We start from the raw sequence: 17325 nt of genomic DNA, 5'->3' as shown, positions 1-17325 counted from the left end.
CGATTTCAGCAGGAATCGCCGGCGCCTGATTTCGCAAAAGCCCCAAATGTGGGTAAAGCTCCCGCAAGGGAAAATGTGGATAATGTTTTTTCGCGAAATAACGCTATTCGAAGTCGAGCCCGCGCGAGAGATCGGGCTTGTTCAGCTCCTCCACGTTGACGTCCTTAAAGGTTACGATCCGCGCGCCGCGGATGAACCTCGAGGGGCGGAAGATGTCCCACACCCACGCGTCCGTGAGCGTCACCTCGAAAAAGACGTCACCGGCGGCCGAGGCGCGAACCTTGACATCGACGTCGTTGGCCAAATAGAAGCGCCGCTCGGTCTCCACCACAAACTGGAACAGGCTCGCCACGTCCCGGTACTCGCGGTAGAGCGCGAGTTCGGCGTCCGCTTCGTAGTTCTCCAGTTCGCTCATCGTCCCTGCTCCAATCCAGGTAGTTTCCAGCTCGTTCGGTGGTGCTCGCTCGCGCCGAGCGCTCCCAGGCCCGCGATGTGGGCCGGCGAGGAGTATCCCTTGTTTCGCTCCCAATCGTAGCCCGGATACTGCGCGCCGAGCCGGGTCATGATCTTATCGCGCTCCACCTTCGCGAGCACGCTCGCCGCGGCCACCACCGCGCAGCGCGCGTCGCCCTTGACCTCCATGTGCACAGGATAGGGCGGAAGTTGCGGCCCGATCGGCAACTCCGACGGCGACCACCAGTCGTGCGTGCCGTCCAAGATCACCGCCGAAATCGGCAGATCCAGCTGGGCGAGCGCCTCCCCGGCGGCATACCGCAGCGCGCCGATGATCCCCCACTGGTTGACGACGTCGGCGCCCGCGTGCCCCACCGCCGCGGCTTCCACCCACTCACGGACCTGGCCCACTGCGCGGGTCCGCGCTATCGGCGTCATGAGCTTCGAATCGCGCAGTCCCGCGGGGAAGTCATCGGGAGTACCCAGGGAGACGACCGCGATGCCCACCGTGGCCGGCCCGGCGAGCGCCCCGCGCCCCACCTCGTCAACCCCCGCCACGTAGCGACCGCCGCGCTCGCTCACCTCGCGCAACAGGGCGAGCTCGACCTCGCGATCAGGGACTATCAACGCCTGCGAACACCTCTCTGGCCGAGGGGATCTTACCCATCCGGTCGAGCGGATACATGGTCAGCCACGCTCGCCCCTCGATGTTCGAGATCGGCACGAAACCAAAGCCGGTGGCTTGCTGGTGGTAGCGCGAATCCTTCGAGCGGTCGCGGTTATCGCCCATGAGCCACACGTGCCCATCAGGAACCACCACGTCGAACTCCGTGTCCGACGGCGAGGATCCGGGCTTGATGTACGTCTCCGTAATCGGCTCGCCGTTGACCGTGATGAGGCCGTCATGACAGCACTCCACGTGATCGCCGGGCAGGCCAATGATGCGCTTGACCAGATGGTCGCCCACGTTCTGTGGGACCACGCCCACGAGTTCGCCCACACTGATGAGCACCTTCTGCACCCCAGAATAGTGCGGCTTCGCCGAGTCGGACAGCCAGTTGCCCGGGTCCACGAACACGACCACGTCACCCCGGTGGAGGTCTTCCTCCGAGTCCGCCAGCTTGTTGACCAGGATCCGATCCCCCGGAATAAGCGTGTTCTCCATCGACTCAGACGGGATGGCGAAGGCCTGCGCGAAGAAGGTCTTGATGATGACCGAGATGAGGAGAGCTACCGCGATGATCGTGGCAAATTCGAGCACGGTGGATCCCAGGCGCTTCTTGGCGCCCACTTCGCCCTTCTCGCTCCGACTCGGTTCAGCACGGTGCTCGGGCGGGTACGACGGCGGCATCGCGTCCGCCTGGTCAAGTTCCTCCATCGCGCTCCTCCTACTGACCACTACACTACGTCACCGGCCGGGCACGTTCGCCGCCGAGCCGGGGTGTCTCCACGTGACTTCGCCGACAGCGTTCGGGCTGTGGATAAAAAAGAAGCACCCTCGCGGGTGCTTCCAGCTTGCGACACCCTTAGGCGTCTGCACGCATCTCGCGGATCTTCGCGGCCTTGCCGTGACGATCGCGCAGGTAGTACAGCTTGGCGCGGCGAACGCGGCCACGGCTGACCACCTCGATTGAGTCAACGTTCGGGGAGTGCAGCGGGAAGCGACGCTCCACGCCAACACCGAAGGACACCTTGCGGACCGTGAAGGTCGCACCAATGCCGTTGCCGCCCTTGCGGTCGATGACAACGCCTTGGAAGACCTGGATACGGTGACGCTGGCCTTCCACAACCTTCACGTTGACCTTGACCGTGTCACCCGCGCGGAAGTCGGGGCGCTCGGTCAGCGATGCTTCGTTAATCTTGTCGATAATGTTCATTATCTTCTCAACCACCCTGCGCGCAGGTCAGAGTGCTTTCCGGGCTTTCGCCCGTTCGTCGGAAAGAACTTGCAGCCGGATCGTGCCCCCTGCGGCAGGCCGCGAATCCCATACAAGCCCTACAATTGTGGCACACGCGCCCGGATCGCCAAAGTGACATCCTTGTTGATCTGCTCACCCACAACGAATTCGCGCGCGCCCACAACCCTGAAGCCGGCCCGCTTGTAGGCCCGGATGGCACGTTTGTTGGCGGTGTTCGTCCCTAGCCAGACGTACGGCTCGCCACCCTCGGCCCGCCGCGCCACCTCGGCCAGGGCCTCGCGCATGAGGATGTCGAACACGCCCGTGCCGCGCCACGGCGTATCGACGTAGAGCTTGGACAGGTACACGAGCTCGCCCTCACGCGGGGTGTCCTCCAGCACGACGTCGACCGGCGCCCCCGCCTCGATCGCCTCGGCCTGGTCCTGTGCGCTCGCCGGGAAGAAGGCCATCGCGTAGCCGGCGAGCTTGCCACCCACGCGGGCCACGAGCACGAGGTAGCGCGGGTCGGCGACGTAGTTCGCGAACCGCTCCGAGCTCAGGTTTTCGGCCACGAAGGCCGCGATGTCGGCGTCGGCCATGCCGGGCGGGCAGGCGTGCGGGAAGAGCCGGCCGGCAAGGGCAGCGACCTCTCCCGCCTCCGCCGGCCCAGCCTCGTTCACGACTACGCGCTGCAGGCCCTCCCCGACCACCCAGCCGAGCCGGGTCAAGGTCGCGCGATCCCTCTTGCCCAAGCCAGCCACGTCGAGCGCGGCGATCATGTCCGGGCGCCGGGCGGCCGTGCGCTCGAGGGCGCGGTCGCGCCGCCAGCGAGCCACCTTCCCGTGGTCGCCGGAGGTGAGGACCTCGGGCACGTCCAGGCCGCGGAAGGAGGTGGGCCGGGTGTAGACCGGGTACTCGAGCAGGCCGGCCACCCCGTGCGATTCCTCGCGCAGCGACTCGGGGTTGCCCACCATCCCCGGCACGAGCCGCGAGACGGCCTCGACCAACGCAATCGCGGCCACCTCTCCCCCGTTGAGTACGTAGTCGCCGAGCGAATACTCGACCACCTCCATGCCCGCCGCACGGTAATGTTCGGCCACCCGGGCGTCGATCCCCTCGTACCGTCCGCACGCGATGACGATTTGGTCAGCCTCCGCCAGCTCCCAGCACGCCTGCTGCGTGAGCATCGCGCCCGAGGGCGTCGGGATCGCAAGTACGGCACGGCCGGGGCCCACGACGTCGTCGATCGCCTTGCCCCACACGTCCGGCTTCATCACCATGCCGGCGCCCCCGCCGAACGGCGAATCGTCCACGGTGCGGTGGACGTCGGCGGTCCAGGTGCGCAAGTCGTGCGCGGCGATATCGATAAGGCCGCGGCTGCGCGCCTTGCCGACAAGCGACAGGTCGAGCACGGAGAAGAACTCGGGGAAGACCGAGATGATGTCAAAGCGCACGCCTACCGCCCCTCGGTCTCCTCGGAGATCACGAGCTCGTCGGGCGAGAAGAGCCCGGGAGGGGCGTCGATGATCACGCAGTTATCCTCGAGGTCCACCTCGGTGACGATCTCCTTGACGAAGGGCACCCGGGTGATGATCCCGTCCGGCTCGCGCACCACCAGCAGGTCCTGAGCGGGCATCGGCTCGAGCCCGACCACGATGCCGAGCTCGTAGCCCTCCGGGTCGAGCACCTCCAGGCCCTTGAGCTCGTGCGGGAACCAGGCATCTTCTTCCGCCTCGTCCTCATCCGACTCGATGACCAGCTTCACCCCGCGCAGCGACTCGGCGCCCGTGCGGTCGGCGTACTCGGCGAAGCGCACGTACTGGGTGCCCTTGTATTCGCGCCGCGCGGTGATCGTCACCGGGCCCATGTCGGCCGGGTCGGTCTCCAGCGTGGTGCCCACGGCGAGCCGCCGCTCCGGATCGTCCGTGCGCACGTCCAACTTCACGTCACCCTTGAGGCCGTTCGCGGCACCAATGATCGCCACCGTCAACTGCATGACTCCCCCTTTTTCTCTTCCTTCAATCTTGCCTGGATAGCAAAGGACCCGCCACACCTGGCGGGTCCTTCACGGAAGTTATCACAGATCGGTTTCGATCACGTCAACGCGTACCGGGCCCTGCGTTGCAAGCGCGCCGATCACGGAGCGCAACGCCTTGGCCGTGCGGCCGTTGCGGCCGATCACACGCCCGAGGTCCTCGGGATTGACTCGGACTTCGAGGAGCTCACCGCGGCGGTTGTTGCGCGAGGTGACCTCGACGTCGTCCGGATTGTCCACGATTCCGCGAACGAGGTGTTCCAAGGCGTCAGCAAGCATTACGCTTCCTCAGCCTCTGCCGGAGCCACGTCAGCCTCGGCCTCAGCCTGTGCAGCCTCCGCTGCGGCGGCCGCCTCGGCCTCCTCGCGAGCCTTCGCCTTGTCGGCGCGGCGCTTCTCGGCCTCGGCCTGGACGGCCTTGGTGGCCTCCTCGCGCTGCGCGGCGATGTCCACAACCTCGGCGGTCTTCAGGGTGGAGCCACCCTCGAGACCCTTGGCTGCCTGCCAATCACCCGTGATCTTCAGCTGAGCCAGCACCGGCTCCGACGGCTGGGCGCCGACCGAGATCCAGTAACGAGCACGCTCCGAGTTGATGTCGATCACCGACGGCTCGGTGTTCGGGTTGTAGTAACCGATCTCCTCAATGACGCGGCCGTCACGCTTCTTGCGAGAATCGACGACGACGACGCGGTAGTGGGCCTCACGGATCTTGCCCATACGCTTCAAACGAATCTTGACTGCCACTTTAGCGGTCACTCCTAGTTCATGTTTGGTGGGTTCCAACCGGAAACGTGGGAAATCATGCGTCTGGTTTTTACCCGGACTGAGACGCCGCCAGGGTGAGAGGGACCCGGTGATGCCTGAGTACAACGAACCATGATGCCAGACTTTGCCCACTTTTTGCACTCCCTGCTCGCTTTCCGCTCGGTGGTAGTGGTCACGTGCCGGGTTTTCAGGAGCCCTAAACACGGCGTTTCATTGTAGCGAAGTGTGCGAAAGGTCCCTCAACTGTTAGTTCCCATCGCCGCTGGCAGGAACGACAATGGAGTCATGACCCAAGACACCCGCCACAGGGAGAACCTCGCGCCGTACGCGTGGCTCTCGATCGGCGTCGCTATCGTGACCATCGCGCTCAAAGCGGGAGCCTACCTCGCCACCGGCTCTGTCTCCCTCCTGTCGGACGCGATGGAGTCAGTGGTCAACCTTGTCGCGGCGGTCATCGCCCTCATTTCGCTCATGCTGGCCGCCAAGCCCGCCAGCTCGCGCTACACCTTCGGGCGCTCGAAGGCCGAGTACTTCTCCACCGCCATCGAGGGCGCCATGATCTTCGGCGCGGCCGCGCTCATTATCTTCGCCGCGATCATGCGCCTCGCTCACTCCAAGCCCGTGGAGAGCCTCGGGATTGGCCTGGTCATCTCCGCCATCGCCGCCCTCATCAACGGCGCCGCCGGCATGTACCTCATTCGCGTGGGCCGTAAGAAGCGCTCGATCACGCTCGAGGCCGATGGGCGCCACCTGCTCACCGACCTCATCACCTCCGCCGGCGTCATCGTCGGCCTTCTCCTCGTCCTGGCAACCGGCTGGTCCATCCTCGATCCCCTCATCGCGATCGCCGTCGCCATCAACATCGTGTGGACGGGCCTCTCGCTCCTGCGCACCTCGCTCTCCGGCCTCATGGACGTCACACTTCCCGACGACGAAAACGCGGCCATCGTCGAGGTCCTGCGAAGCTTCAGCCAGCCGGGCTCGATCAGCTTCCACGGTCTGCAGACCCGCCAGTCCGGCCGCGAGCGCTTCATCAACGTCGACCTCCAGGTGCCGGGGCTGTGGACGGTCAAGCAGGGCCACGACCTCGCGATGGAGGTCGAGCGCGCGATCCAGGCCCGGCTCGACAACACCGACATCGTCATCCACGTCGAACCGATCGAGGACGAGGCCTCGTATGAGGATATCCCCGAGGGCTTCATCCCGCTCGGCGACGAGTACTGGTCCTAGCCCGCCGACCTGACGGGCCGGCGCGGCCTAGATGACGCGCACCCCTGAGGCGAACACGGCCAGCGGCTCGCGTAGCGTCTCGATGTTGACTTCCGGGTCTTCCCGGTACACGACGACGTCGGCCGGCTCCCCTTCCGCCCACACGTCGAAGCCGATCTTGGCTCGCCCATCAAAGGTGGCGGCCGCCATGACGAGGTCGGCCGGCATCCCGTCCTCGACCGCGTCGATGAGTTCGTCAACCAGGTTGACCTCCGCCACGTTCTCCGCCGTGTCGGAGCCCATGAGGAAGTGCGTGTCTGTCTCGACCATGAGGGCCAGGTGCTCGCGGCGCCTCGCGTCCATCCCCAGCATGCGTTCCACGTAGGTGGGGAACTTCGCGCCTTTGGCCGCGAACTCGGGGAAGCGGCGGATCTGGTGAACCGTGGGGGTGATGAGGATCCCCCGCGCGGCGGCCTCCAGCAGGTGGTCACGGGTCATACCCGTGCCGTGCTCGATCCCGTCCACGCCCGCCTCCAGCAGGTCATCCACCGTCTCGGTGGCGAAGGTGTGGGCGGTGACCTTGCCCCCGGCGTCGTGAACGGCGGCCACAGCGTCGATCAGCGCCCTGCACGGCCACAGCGGCGTGGTGTCGCCGACCTCGCGGTCGATCCAGTCGCCTACGATCTTGATCCAACCATCCCCGCGCTCGAACTGGCGCACGGCCTCGGCGGGGAGGCCTGCGGGTTCGACGTCGACAGCGAGGTGGCGTTCGTAACGCTTGAAGCGCGCAATGTGCTGGCCCGAATGCATGACGCGGGCCAGCCCCGGCTCCCACGCGACCTTCGCATCGTGCTGGCCCCCGGCGTCGCGAACAGTGGTGATCCCGTGCCGGGCCAGCACCTGCAGGCGACGGCGCATCTCAGCCACCGGGAGCGGCTCGGGCGTGCGGCGCATGCCGGGGTGGGTGTGGACGTCGAGGAGGCCAGGGTAAGCGAAGCCCGCAATCTCCTCTCCCCCACCGGAGCGCGGGGGCGAAAAGGCGAGGCGGCCGCCGTCGATCCAGGCTTGGCTCGCGTCGGTCCCACGGAGGGTACCGTGAAGATGAACGGTCATGATTCCTCCCCGCCTACTTGAGGAAGCGCGCCAGCTCCTCCATGTCGACCTCGGGCTTGGCCTGCGGGCCGCCGAACGCGCTGCCCTTCTTCGCCTCGGCCTCACGCTGGGCGGCGAGTTCCTGCTGGCGGCGCTTGGCCGGGTTGCCCGAGCGGCCCTTCTTCGAACCGGAGGTGTTGCGCTTCTTCTTGTTCTGCCGCTTCGTGTAGCCACCGCCCATGCCCGGCATGTTCGGCATGCCCGGGATGTTCGGCATCCCGCCGCGCGACATGCTGGTCATGACCTTCTTCGCCTGCTCGAAGCGGTCCACGAGCTGGTTGACTTCCGTGACCGTGGTGCCCGAGCCGTTGGCGATGCGCAGGCGACGCGAGCCGTTGAGGATGCGGGTGTCGGCGCGCTCGGCCGGGGTCATCGACTTGATGATCGCCTCCTGGCGGTCGATCTCCCGCTCGTCGAACTCCTCGAGCGCCTCGCGGTACTGGCCCATGCCGGGCAACATGCCCATGAGCTTCTTCATCGAGCCCATCTTGCGGATCTGGTTGAGCTGCTCGAGGAAGTCGTCAAGCGTGAAGTCGCCGCCGGCCATCTTCGAGGCCAGGTCCTCGGCCTGCTGCTCGCTCCACGTGCGCTCGGCCTGTTCGATGAGGGTGAGCAGGTCACCCATGTCAAGGATACGGGAGGCCATACGGTCCGGGTGGAAGCGTTCGAAGGCGTCCAGCTTCTCGCCCGTGGAGGCGAACAGGACCGGCTGGCCGGTCACCCCGCGCACGGACAGCGCGGCGCCGCCGCGGGCGTCGCCGTCGAGCTTGGAAAGGACCACACCGGTGAAGCCCACCCCGTCACGGAAGGCGAGGGAGGTATTGACCGCGTCCTGGCCGACCATCGCGTCCAGCACGAACAGGATCTCATCAGGGTTGACGGCATCACGGATGTCGCGCGCCTGGGCCATCATCTCTTCGTCCACACCGAGGCGGCCGGCCGTGTCGACCACCACCACGTCGAACGTATTTTCCTTCGCGTAACGAACCGAGTTGCGGGCCACCTCGACCGGGTCGCCGATGCCGTTGCCCGGCTCGGGGGCGAAGACGTGGACACCGGCCTGCTCGCCGACCACCTGGAGCTGGTTGACGGCGTTGGGGCGCTGCAGGTCCGAGGCCACGAGGAGCGGGCGGTGGCCGTTCTCGCGCAGCCAGCGGCCGAGCTTGCCGGCCAGGGTGGTCTTGCCCGCACCCTGGAGGCCGGCGAGCATGATGACCGTGGGCGGCTTGGGGGCCCAGTTCAGCTCGCGGGTTTGACCGCCGAGCACCTCGATGAGCTCCTCGTTGACGATCTTGACCACCTGCTGGGCGGGGTTGAGCGCCTGGCTCGCCACCGCACCCACCGCCTTCTCACGGACCGCGGCGGTGAACTGCCGCACGACGGGCAGGGCCACGTCCGCATCCAGCAGCGCGCGGCGAATGTCGCCGATGACCGCTTCGACGTCCTTCTCCGACAGGCGCCCTGCCTTGCGCAGGTTGCGAAGCGAACCGGTGATCCGATCAGAAAGCGAATTAAACATGCAGACCTCAAACGAAGTAATAGAACGAGCAAAAGTCTACCCCAAGCGCGCCGCCGGCCAGGTGGCGCGCTTGGGGCAGGAGATTAGGCGAGGAGGGAATCGACGAAATCCTCCGGGTTGAAGGGTGCCAGATCGTCGGCGCCCTCCCCCAGACCGACGAACTTCACCGGCACGCCAAGCTCGCGCTGGACCGAGACCACGATCCCACCCTTGGCTGTGCCGTCCAGCTTGGTGAGCACGATGCCGGTGATCCCGGCGACCTCCGCGAACACCTTCGCCTGTGTCATGCCGTTCTGGCCCGTTGTCGCGTCCAGCACCAACAGCACCTCGCGTAGCGGGGCGCCCTTTTCCATGACGCGTCGGATCTTGCCCAGCTCGTCCATGAGGCCCGCCTTGTTCTGCAGGCGGCCGGCGGTGTCGACGATCACGACGTCGGCCCCGGACTCGCGCCCGACCTTGACGGCCTCGAAGGCCACCGACGCCGGGTCTGCACCCTCACGGTCGGATCGCACGACGTCGACGCCAACGCGCTCACCCCACGTGGCAAGCTGGTCGGCGGCAGCCGCGCGGAACGTGTCAGCAGCGCCGAGCACCACGCTCTTGCCGTCGGCCACGAGGAGGCGGGCCAGCTTGCCGGTGGTGGTCGTCTTGCCCGTGCCGTTGACCCCGACCATGAGGATCGAAGCCGGGTGGCGGGCGTCGTCGGCGACGACGGGCTCAAGGTTAAGGGAACGGTCCATGTCCGGGCCGACGAGCGCGAGCAACTCCTCGCGCAGGATCACGCGCACCTCCTCCACGTCGGTGGTACCGCGCACCTTGGTCTGCGTGCGCAGGGTGTCCATGAGCTCGGTGGTGGCGTCCAGGCCGAGGTCGGCCATGAGGAGCGTGTCCTCGAACTCCTCCCAGCCCGCCTCGGACAGGTCGCCGCGCGACAGGATCGACAGGAGCGCGCGCCCGAGCGCGCCCGAGGCGGCAAGGCGCCCGCGCAGGCGCTCCATGCGCGAGCCCACCGATTCAGGAACCTCGACGGCCGGGACCTCGACCTCGGGGACCGCGGGCTCCGCAGGGACCTCGGGCTCGGCCGGCCCAGGTTCGGCCGGAACCTGCGGCGCTACCGGCGCCTCGACGTCGGGCTCAGCCTCGGCCGGCGCCTGCTGCTCGAGCTCGGGGCGCTGCTCCCAGGGCAGCTCCTTCGACGAAGACCTGCGCTGGCGCACAACCAGCGCCGTGCCAAGGGCGAGAATAGCAAGAATGCCAAGGATAAGAATGATGATCTGTTGAGTATCCACGGCTCTAGTCTCGCCTACATCGGGCGATATTCCAAAGAGTGACTCGCTCGGCGGACCGCGCCACCAGGCCCATTGAAAAACCTTGGACGGTTCCGGCGCGATGTCCCCATATAAAGAAGATCTCGCCGAAACCGTCCAAAATACTTTACTCGCCGCGCGGCATGAGGTCGATCGCGGCGCCGGTGAAGATCCGAACCCCGGCCGGTAACACCTTTTCCTCCACGCAGAACTTACGGTTATGCGCGCCGGCGGGCGAAGCGGTGAGCATGCGGATGAAGGTGGCCTTGCCGCCGTTGGCCTGGACCCGATCCATCATGAAGGCGTAGTCCTCCGATCCGGAGGCCTCCATCCAGTTCGGCTGGTGCGCCTTCAGGCCCAGCTCCGCTGCGACGGCGTCGATGCGCTCCATGAGCTCGCGGTCGGAATCGAGCGAGATCGACTCCCCCATCCGCACGATCTCATACTCGAGCTCGTACATCGCGGCCGCCGCCTTGATCACCGCCCTGGCCCGCTTTTCCATGTACTCGTTGGTCTCGGTGGTATCGCCCCGCACCTCAATCTCCAGGTGCGCCTTGTCGGCGATGATGTTGCGCCCACCGTCGATGATCACCTTGCCCACGTTGACCCGGCTGGGCCCGTGCGAGTGGCGGGAGATCGCGTACAGGTTGAGGATCGCGGTAGCCACGGCCGGCACCACGTTGCGCCCCTCCTCGGGCGCGCCCGAGGCGTGAGCCGAGCGGCCGAAGAAGTTCACGTCCATCTTCGTGGTCGCGAGCGCGCCGCCCGCTCCGGAGCAGATGTCCCCGTCCTGGGACTTCTCATCCACGTGCTGGGCGAGCATGAAGTCGACGTCGTCAAGGTGGCCCTTGGCCACGATCGACTTCGCCCCTCGCACGCCCTCCTCCGCGGGCTGGAAGATGATCTTTAGCGTGCCGGACCACGAATCCTTCATCTCGGCCAGTAGCTTGGCGGTGCCCAGACCGATGGTGATGTGGGCGTCGTGGCCGCAGGCATGCATAGTGCCCTCATGCTCGGAGCGGAAGCCCTTGGCGGCCGGCTCGAAATCGTCGTCGTCGGCCTCGTGGATGGGCAGGGCGTCGATGTCGAAACGCATGCCGACCGTGGGCCCCTCCCCGTTGCGCATGATCGCCACCGCGCCCGTGAACTGGTCCTTGATCCTCTCCAGCCACGCGGGGGCGGCGCCCTCGTCGAGCGCGCGCTGGAAGGCCGCGGCGTCGGCGTCGGGACCGGGCAGGCCCATGCGCTCGTCGGCCTCGCACACGTCGGGGCCGTAGAGCACCTCGTAGCCCCAATCGGTGAGGCGCTCCAGGATGATCACGGTGGTGCGGTACTCCTGGAAGCCAAGCTCGGGGTAGCGGTGGAAGTCACGGCGCCACTCCACAAGCTCGTCGGTCATCTGGGCGGCGGCGTCGTTGATGCGACGCGCAATATCGTCGGTGATAGCGGTCATGATGTCCTTATTTCCGTTATGCCCGATGTTATCGGAGCCTCCTTCGGGCGTGATCACCGACGACGACGCACGGCGCCCGGGATCCGACGCGCACCGCGATACAGCGCCCTGCCGAGCCGAGCAGAGCCTCGCGCACCCTGCTTGGCCACCTGTGCCACCGTGCCAGCACCCGCCGAGCACGCCGCCCACACCTTCTGCGCGCGCGTGGACTGGGCCGGCGCCTTGTGGGAAGCGCGCTCCGAGTAGTCCTGCTTGACGTCCCCGGCAGCCTCGAGCGCCTTGATGACGGCAAGCTCGGTGGCGTCAAGGACTTTACGCGGGGCCGAGGAGCCGACCGCGCGGGAGAACTTTTCCTCAATGCCGTCCGGGGAGTAGTAGGGATCGCGCTGATCGCCGCCGAAGGTGGCAAACATATCCGACAGGTGTGTGTCCTTCATGTGAACCACGAACCTGTCCCCGTCCAACTCATTCGAGCGCCACGCCCTGACCGATTCCTCGACCCATTCGCGCCCTTCGGCGGTCTTGCGTCCGCGCGCTAAATAGTAGGCGCCGCCGCCGACGGTCCCCACAACAGCTGCACTCATCAGAATGGTCATCACCCTTTAGTTCTAGACCAGCCCCACCCAAATAGCACGCTTCGCCGTGGGCGTTTCCATCACAATTGGGTCACGGTCCCTGCTGGCAGCCGGGACCAGGGTCCGTACCTGCCCGCCGCCCGTGCGTCGTTAGCTTCCGGCGAGGTCCTTGACCCGCTGGGAGATGACGCTGGTAACGCCGTCTTCGCGCATGGCCACACCGTAAAGAGCGTCGGCGATCTCCATGGTGCGCTTTTGGTGGGTGATGATGAGCAGCTGCGAGTTGTCCTGCAGCTCCTCGAACAGCCCAAGGAGGCGGGAGAGATTCGTGTCGTCGAGCGCGGCCTCCACCTCGTCCATGACGTAGAACGGCGAGGGACGCGCCTTGAAGATCGCGATGAGGAACGCCACGGCCGTCAGCGAGCGCTCCCCACCCGACAGGAGCGAGAGCCGCTTGACCCGCTTGCCCGGCGGGCGGGCCTCGATGTCGACGCCGGTAGCAAGCACATCGTCGGGGTCGGTGAGCACCAGCTGTCCCTTCCCGCCCGGGAAGAGGCTGGCGAAGGTCGTCTCGAATTCGCGGGCCACGTCCGAAAGTGCGCTGGTCATCACCTCGTTCACGCGCTGGTCGATGTCGCGCACGATCCCCAGCAGGTCCGCCCGCGACTGGCGCAGGTCCTCAAGCTGCTCAGTGAGGTAGCGCTGGCGTTCCTCGAGCGCGGCGTGCTCTTCGAGGGCGAGGGGGTTGATCTTGCCCAGGCGTGCCAGGTCGCGTTCGGCCTTGATCAGGCGTTTTTCCTGTTCCTCGCGCACGAACGGCTGCTCCGGCTTCGGCTTCTCGCCCTCCGCCTGCGGCAAGGTGATCATGAGGTGGGGGCCGAACTCGGCCACGAGCGTGTCAGCTGACATGCCCAGGTCATCGATCGCCTTCGCCGCGAGCTGCTCGTACTTGAGGCGCTGTTCGGCGAGCGCGAGTTCGTGGCGGTGGCCCAGGTCGTCGAGTTCGCGCTGTTCCTGGCGCAGCCGCTCGAGGCTAGTGCGTGCCGCGGAGAGTTCGCCCTCGCGTGTGGCGCGCATGCCCTCGGCCTCCTCGCGCTCAGCGCTGAGGGCCGCAAGGTATTCTTGCGCGACGACGAGCGCGGCCGTGGCGTCCTTCGCCACCTGTTCCGCCACCCCGGCCGCCTCCTGGCGCCGGGCTGCCGCGCGCTCCTCCTGGGCGATGCGGGCCTCGACCGAGCGGGCCTGCGCCTGGAGCGCCTCCGACTTGCCGGCGATCGCGCGCAGGCGCTCCTCACGGGTGCGGAGCCTCAGCCGGGCCTCCGTCTCGTCCGAACGCGCCGCCACGGTGAGCTTGTGTGCCGCGTCCCGCTCGGCTGACAGCTCGGCCGCGTGCTTGGCCAGGTCCTCCGGGGCGTCCTCGAGCTGGCCCTGCTGCTCACGCAGGTCGGCAAGTTCGTCGATGTGCCGTTCAAGATCGTGGTCAATCCGGCGCACACGTTCCTCGTTACGCTCGATCTCCTGGTGAGCAGCCGACAGCGATTGGCGCAGCACGCCGAGCTGGGCGCTGACAGCCGCCAGGTGCGAATCGCGGACGCCGAGCTGGGCGGCGATCTGGTCAAAGTCCTCATCGGCGACCGCGGCGGCTGCGTGGGCGCGGGCCAGCTCCTCCTCGGCCCGCGCGAGGGCCTCGGTGGCGGCGGTGGTCTGGGCCCGGGCGTCGTCGTAAGCAGCCTGGCGGGCGAGGATCGCGGCCGCCTGCACCTGCCCGCCCCAGGCGTGGGTGCCGGACAGGACGTCGCCAGCCATGGTCGCCACCGCCGGCGCGCCGGCGTCGAGGAGCTGTTTGGCGGCGGCGAGGTCGACCGCGAGCACCGTGCCGGTCACTAGCGCGCGCAGAGCCACGGCCGAGCCGCCCTCTCCCTCCACGACGTCGGAGGCCAGCCGCGCCTGGTCGGCGGCAAGATTAGTCTGTGCGAGCGCCGCGCGGGCGGCGTCGTCGCGATCGGATCGCGCACCGGACTCGATGAGGAGCTCGAGGTGGCCGGCGTCGGCCTCGCGGGCGGCCCGCAGGGCGTCGACGGCGGCGTCGACGTCGCGCACGATCGCCCCCGTTGCAACGCCCGACAGCGCGGCCTCGGCGGCGGCCTCCCAGCCTCCGGCGATCTTCACCGCATCCCGCACCAGGCCCACCACGCCCGTGCGGTGCTCGTCCAAGAGCCAGGCGGTGGCGTCCTCGGGGGCGAGCGAGAGTTCGAGGGTGTCGGCCTTCGTGCGCCACTCCACCACCGAGGACTGCGCGGCGGCCACGGCCTGACGGGCCTCCTCGACCGCATCATGCGCACCCTGGCGCACGCGCGCCGCCTCTTCGTGGGCGATAGAGAGCGTGTCGTCGCCGTCGGTGTGAGCCACCGCCTGCTCCTCAAGCTCGATGACCTGCTGCTCGGCGGCATCCGCGCGCTTGCCGGCCTCCGCCATCGCGGCGGCCACGCGCTCCTTTTCAGCGGCAAGCGACTCGATGCGCGAACTCGCCGTGGCAATCTTGCCATTCAACCGGGCTGCCAGCTCGCGGCGATCGGCCACAGAGCGGTTGACGGTGGCAAGCTCCTGGTCCAGCTCACGCTCGCGCAATTCGGCGCCCTCCCGCCGAGAGATTACCTCACGCAGCGCGTCCTCGGCAGCGCGGACCTCCTTACCCAGGCTCTCCTCCTCGACCCGGGCCTCCTCCGCCCGCTGCCAGATACGCTCCGGGGCCTCCCCGCGATGCGCCGACGGGCCGGTCTGAAGCAGGGAACGCTCGCGCTCGGTGGCAAGGTTCGCCAGCCCGCGGAAGCGCTCCACGAGCGAGCCGAGCCGCTGCCAGTTCTCCGTCAGCGCCGCGATCTGCGGGCTGGCCGCATCCGCCGCCGCCTGGAGCTCGGACACCTCGTTCGCCGCTCTCGCCACGCGCGCGGCCAACTCGGCCGCGGATTCCTGGAGCTTCTTCTCATTCACCGACTGAGCCTGCAGGCGCGCCTGGGCCTGGGCGACGTCGTCGGCAAGAATGCGAGCCCGCGCGTCGAACGCCTCAGCCTGGATGACCTGGGCGCGCCGGGCCGTGGCCGCCTGGCGGGCGAGCGGGCCGAGCTGGCGGCGCAACTCCCCGGCAAGGTCCTCAATGCGCGTGAGATTGCCCTGCATCGACTCTAGCTTCCGCAGCGCCTTTTCCTTCCGGCGCCGATGCTTGAGCACGCCGGCGGCCTCCTCGATGAAACCGCGGCGGTCCTCAGGCGTGGCCGTCAGCACCTCGTCAAGCTTGCCCTGCCCGATGATGACGTGCATCTCCTTGCCCATGCCCGTGTCCGACAGCAGCTCCTGGATATCGAGCAAGCGGCAGGCCGTGCCGTTGATCGCATACTCCGAACCACCCGTGCGGAACAGGGTGCGCGAGATCGTGACCTCGGAAAACTCAATGGGCAACGCGCCGTCGGTGTTGTCGATCGTGAGCGTGACCTCGGCGCGGCCCAGCGCGGGGCGCTTCGCGGTTCCAGCGAAGATCACGTCGGCCATGTTCCCGCCGCGCAGATTCTTCGCACCCTGCTCGCCCATCACCCACGCGAGCGCATCCACCACATTCGACTTACCCGACCCATTCGGGCCCACCACACAGTTAATACCCGGCTCGAAGCTCATGGTGGTGGTCGTGGCGAAAGACTTAAAGCCACGCAAGGTCAAGGTTTTCAGGTGCACGCGCCCAGTTTATCGTGGACGAGCAAATTTTCAGCTATCCGCGCTCCACGTGATCCCGCCGTCGATGGATACGGCGCGCTCGCGGCTCCCATCCGTGCGCATGAACGTCACCTCGATCCGGCCCGCGGCTACCTCGACGTCCTCTACCGCGCCCGTCGATGGCAACTCCGCAACATAGACCCACTCCTGACCCATACGCTCGACGAAGACGTTGCGGTTAGCGGGGCCGGCCTTGTCCACGACGACGACCGCGTGCTCGGGGTCGACATCGAAGGCCTCCACCTCCCCCACGTCCCACCTGGCCGCCACGGTCGGCAGGGACCAAGGCTCAGGCGACGGTGAGGCGGTGGCCTCCGGGGTGGCCTCGACCTCCGGCACGGTGACAAGCTCGGATTCGGGGATTGGCCGGCGGCGCATGGTGAAAGGCGAGAGGGACTCGTACTCGCCGACGTCGCTCTGCCAGCCCTCCCGGCAGTCCGCCGGGTCGAAACACCAGATGTCGAGGTAAGCGAAGGTGAGCATCGAAGGTGCGATGCCCAGCCATGTGATCCCCGCAAGGGGCAGGGCGAACACCCAGGCTAACATCGCCAGCCCGATCCCCCACGTCCGCCACCTCCAGGCGGCCAGCGCGCCCAGGCACGCGAGCAGCGGGGCCGCCCCGATGACCACGACGATCTTCAGCGGATCCGTGATCCACCAGCCGAGGCGGACGGAGTCCCATTCGCGGCCCGGCAGGGTGATGGCGAGCCACAGAGCGGTGGCGCAGGAAACCCACACCGCCAGCGCAATGAGCGTCACGTGGGTGAACACATGCCATCCGCGCGGCTCGGGTTCACCCTCAGCCGGGATATGGTCAGCCGTATCCACCGTCAACAACCCTCCAGGGGCCGCCATCATTACGCACAAGGATCTCCTTGTAATCCGTATACGTATCGTCGCCGTTCAGCCCCATCTCGGGAGCCTTGTCATTCGTGATGAAGTCGACTGTGAGCACGATGGCCTCATCTCCGTCGTACTGGCTCGCCCAATAATCGGAGTCGAGCTCGCCCGTGTACGTCACCGACCCGAAATCCTCCAGCACCTCTGACAACGCCGTCCAGTGATCAACGACGACGTCCGCCGCCTCGCGCACCTCGTCCTCCGAGTAAGTGGCCGAGGGCGCAAGGTTATACGTGACCTCACTCATCGGGTCGCTGGAGCACCCGCCCAGGAGGGCGAGTCCAGCGACCAAAGC

General features: G+C 67.2%; 17 protein-coding genes. 1 reads left to right on the top strand and 16 read right to left on the bottom strand.

Annotated elements, in window-relative coordinates; genetic code table 11:
- Window positions 1-103: 103 nt before the first annotated feature.
- From HMPREF3174_RS06740 to rpsP, 8 genes are all read right to left on the bottom strand, one after another.
- Complete coding sequence (locus HMPREF3174_RS06740) at window positions 104-415, bottom strand: DUF2469 domain-containing protein (RefSeq protein WP_068538435.1); 312 nt, start codon at window positions 413-415, stop codon at window positions 104-106.
- Window positions 412-1080 carry a ribonuclease HII gene (locus HMPREF3174_RS06735; RefSeq protein ID WP_068538436.1) on the bottom strand — a complete coding sequence of 223 codons (669 nt, stop codon included), beginning with the start codon at window positions 1078-1080 and terminating at the stop codon, window positions 412-414. Before HMPREF3174_RS06735 ends, HMPREF3174_RS06740 begins: the two co-directional genes overlap by 4 nt.
- Window positions 1067-1831, bottom strand: a complete 765-nt coding sequence (gene lepB, locus HMPREF3174_RS06730) for a signal peptidase I (protein ID WP_062612023.1) — start codon at window positions 1829-1831, stop codon at window positions 1067-1069. Before lepB ends, HMPREF3174_RS06735 begins: the two co-directional genes overlap by 14 nt.
- 148 nt (window positions 1832-1979) lie before the next feature.
- On the bottom strand, window positions 1980-2330 hold the full coding sequence (gene rplS, locus HMPREF3174_RS06725; RefSeq protein ID WP_068538437.1) for a 50S ribosomal protein L19: 351 nt from the start codon (window positions 2328-2330) through the stop codon (window positions 1980-1982).
- A gap of 119 nt (window positions 2331-2449) precedes the next feature.
- Window positions 2450-3805 (bottom strand): tRNA (guanosine(37)-N1)-methyltransferase TrmD, encoded by a 1356-nt coding sequence (trmD, locus tag HMPREF3174_RS06720; protein WP_070448281.1) that lies wholly within the window; start codon window positions 3803-3805, stop codon window positions 2450-2452.
- A gap of 2 nt (window positions 3806-3807) precedes the next feature.
- Entirely contained in the window at window positions 3808-4347 is a 540-nt protein-coding gene (rimM, locus tag HMPREF3174_RS06715) for a ribosome maturation factor RimM (protein WP_062612018.1), read from the bottom strand.
- A gap of 81 nt (window positions 4348-4428) precedes the next feature.
- The gene (locus tag HMPREF3174_RS06710; RefSeq protein ID WP_062612013.1) at window positions 4429-4665 is read right to left on the bottom strand and encodes an RNA-binding protein; all 237 of its coding nucleotides are present in this window, start codon (window positions 4663-4665) and stop codon (window positions 4429-4431) included.
- Window positions 4665-5129 carry a 30S ribosomal protein S16 gene (gene rpsP, locus HMPREF3174_RS06705; RefSeq protein ID WP_068538439.1) on the bottom strand — a complete coding sequence of 155 codons (465 nt, stop codon included), beginning with the start codon at window positions 5127-5129 and terminating at the stop codon, window positions 4665-4667. The genes HMPREF3174_RS06710 and rpsP overlap by 1 nt, the downstream gene beginning before the upstream one ends.
- Window positions 5130-5435: 306 nt before the next feature.
- Between rpsP and HMPREF3174_RS06700 the strand changes: the two genes are divergently transcribed.
- A complete protein-coding gene (locus HMPREF3174_RS06700; protein WP_062612006.1) occupies window positions 5436-6380 on the top strand; it encodes a cation diffusion facilitator family transporter in 945 nt (314 codons plus the stop codon).
- A gap of 27 nt (window positions 6381-6407) precedes the next feature.
- On the opposite strand, the gene HMPREF3174_RS06695 is transcribed toward HMPREF3174_RS06700, so the two are convergent.
- From HMPREF3174_RS06695 to HMPREF3174_RS06660, 8 genes are all read right to left on the bottom strand, one after another.
- A complete protein-coding gene (locus tag HMPREF3174_RS06695) occupies window positions 6408-7472 on the bottom strand; it encodes an amidohydrolase family protein (RefSeq protein WP_070448280.1) in 1065 nt (354 codons plus the stop codon).
- Window positions 7473-7485: 13 nt separating this feature from the next.
- Entirely contained in the window at window positions 7486-9030 is a 1545-nt protein-coding gene (gene ffh, locus HMPREF3174_RS06690) for a signal recognition particle protein (protein ID WP_062612004.1), read from the bottom strand.
- A gap of 83 nt (window positions 9031-9113) precedes the next feature.
- Window positions 9114-10319 carry a signal recognition particle-docking protein FtsY gene (ftsY, locus tag HMPREF3174_RS06685; protein WP_070448279.1) on the bottom strand — a complete coding sequence of 402 codons (1206 nt, stop codon included), beginning with the start codon at window positions 10317-10319 and terminating at the stop codon, window positions 9114-9116.
- Between the two features lie 145 nt (window positions 10320-10464).
- Window positions 10465-11790 (bottom strand): amidohydrolase, encoded by a 1326-nt coding sequence (locus HMPREF3174_RS06680; protein ID WP_068538530.1) that lies wholly within the window; start codon window positions 11788-11790, stop codon window positions 10465-10467.
- Window positions 11791-11843: 53 nt separating this feature from the next.
- A complete protein-coding gene (locus HMPREF3174_RS06675) occupies window positions 11844-12374 on the bottom strand; it encodes a hypothetical protein (protein ID WP_143601951.1) in 531 nt (176 codons plus the stop codon).
- 141 nt (window positions 12375-12515) lie between these two features.
- Window positions 12516-16091, bottom strand: a complete 3576-nt coding sequence (gene smc / locus HMPREF3174_RS06670) for a chromosome segregation protein SMC (RefSeq protein ID WP_070448278.1) — start codon at window positions 16089-16091, stop codon at window positions 12516-12518.
- 30 nt (window positions 16092-16121) lie between these two features.
- Window positions 16122-16988, bottom strand: a complete 867-nt coding sequence (locus tag HMPREF3174_RS06665; protein WP_148132191.1) for a hypothetical protein — start codon at window positions 16986-16988, stop codon at window positions 16122-16124.
- Entirely contained in the window at window positions 16945-17322 is a 378-nt protein-coding gene (locus HMPREF3174_RS06660) for a hypothetical protein (protein WP_148132190.1), read from the bottom strand. Before HMPREF3174_RS06660 ends, HMPREF3174_RS06665 begins: the two co-directional genes overlap by 44 nt.
- Window positions 17323-17325 lie beyond the last annotated feature (3 nt).

Source organism: Trueperella sp. HMSC08H06 (assembly GCF_001808465.1).
GTDB lineage: Bacteria > Actinomycetota > Actinomycetes > Actinomycetales > Actinomycetaceae > Trueperella > Trueperella bernardiae.
Note: the sequence above shows the minus strand (reverse complement) of the source record. Positions and strands in the feature narration are given on the sequence as shown.

What these genes read in the sequence shown, in the direction of transcription:
- HMPREF3174_RS06740 (WP_068538435.1), bottom strand. Translation starts at nt 415, where the DNA reads ATGAGCGAACTGGAGAACTACGAAGCGGACGCCGAACTCGCGCTCTAC.
- lepB (WP_062612023.1), bottom strand. Translation starts at nt 1,831, where the DNA reads ATGGAGGAACTTGACCAGGCGGACGCGATGCCGCCGTCGTACCCGCCC.
- rplS (WP_068538437.1), bottom strand. Translation starts at nt 2,330, where the DNA reads ATGAACATTATCGACAAGATTAACGAAGCATCGCTGACCGAGCGCCCC.
- rimM (WP_062612018.1), bottom strand. Translation starts at nt 4,347, where the DNA reads ATGCAGTTGACGGTGGCGATCATTGGTGCCGCGAACGGCCTCAAGGGT.
- HMPREF3174_RS06710 (WP_062612013.1), bottom strand. Translation starts at nt 4,665, where the DNA reads ATGCTTGCTGACGCCTTGGAACACCTCGTTCGCGGAATCGTGGACAAT.
- HMPREF3174_RS06700 (WP_062612006.1), top strand. Translation starts at nt 5,436, where the DNA reads ATGACCCAAGACACCCGCCACAGGGAGAACCTCGCGCCGTACGCGTGG.
- HMPREF3174_RS06695 (WP_070448280.1), bottom strand. Translation starts at nt 7,472, where the DNA reads ATGACCGTTCATCTTCACGGTACCCTCCGTGGGACCGACGCGAGCCAA.
- ffh (WP_062612004.1), bottom strand. Translation starts at nt 9,030, where the DNA reads ATGTTTAATTCGCTTTCTGATCGGATCACCGGTTCGCTTCGCAACCTG.
- HMPREF3174_RS06680 (WP_068538530.1), bottom strand. Translation starts at nt 11,790, where the DNA reads ATGACCGCTATCACCGACGATATTGCGCGTCGCATCAACGACGCCGCC.
- HMPREF3174_RS06675 (WP_143601951.1), bottom strand. Translation starts at nt 12,374, where the DNA reads ATGAGTGCAGCTGTTGTGGGGACCGTCGGCGGCGGCGCCTACTATTTA.
- HMPREF3174_RS06665 (WP_148132191.1), bottom strand. Translation starts at nt 16,988, where the DNA reads ATGATGGCGGCCCCTGGAGGGTTGTTGACGGTGGATACGGCTGACCAT.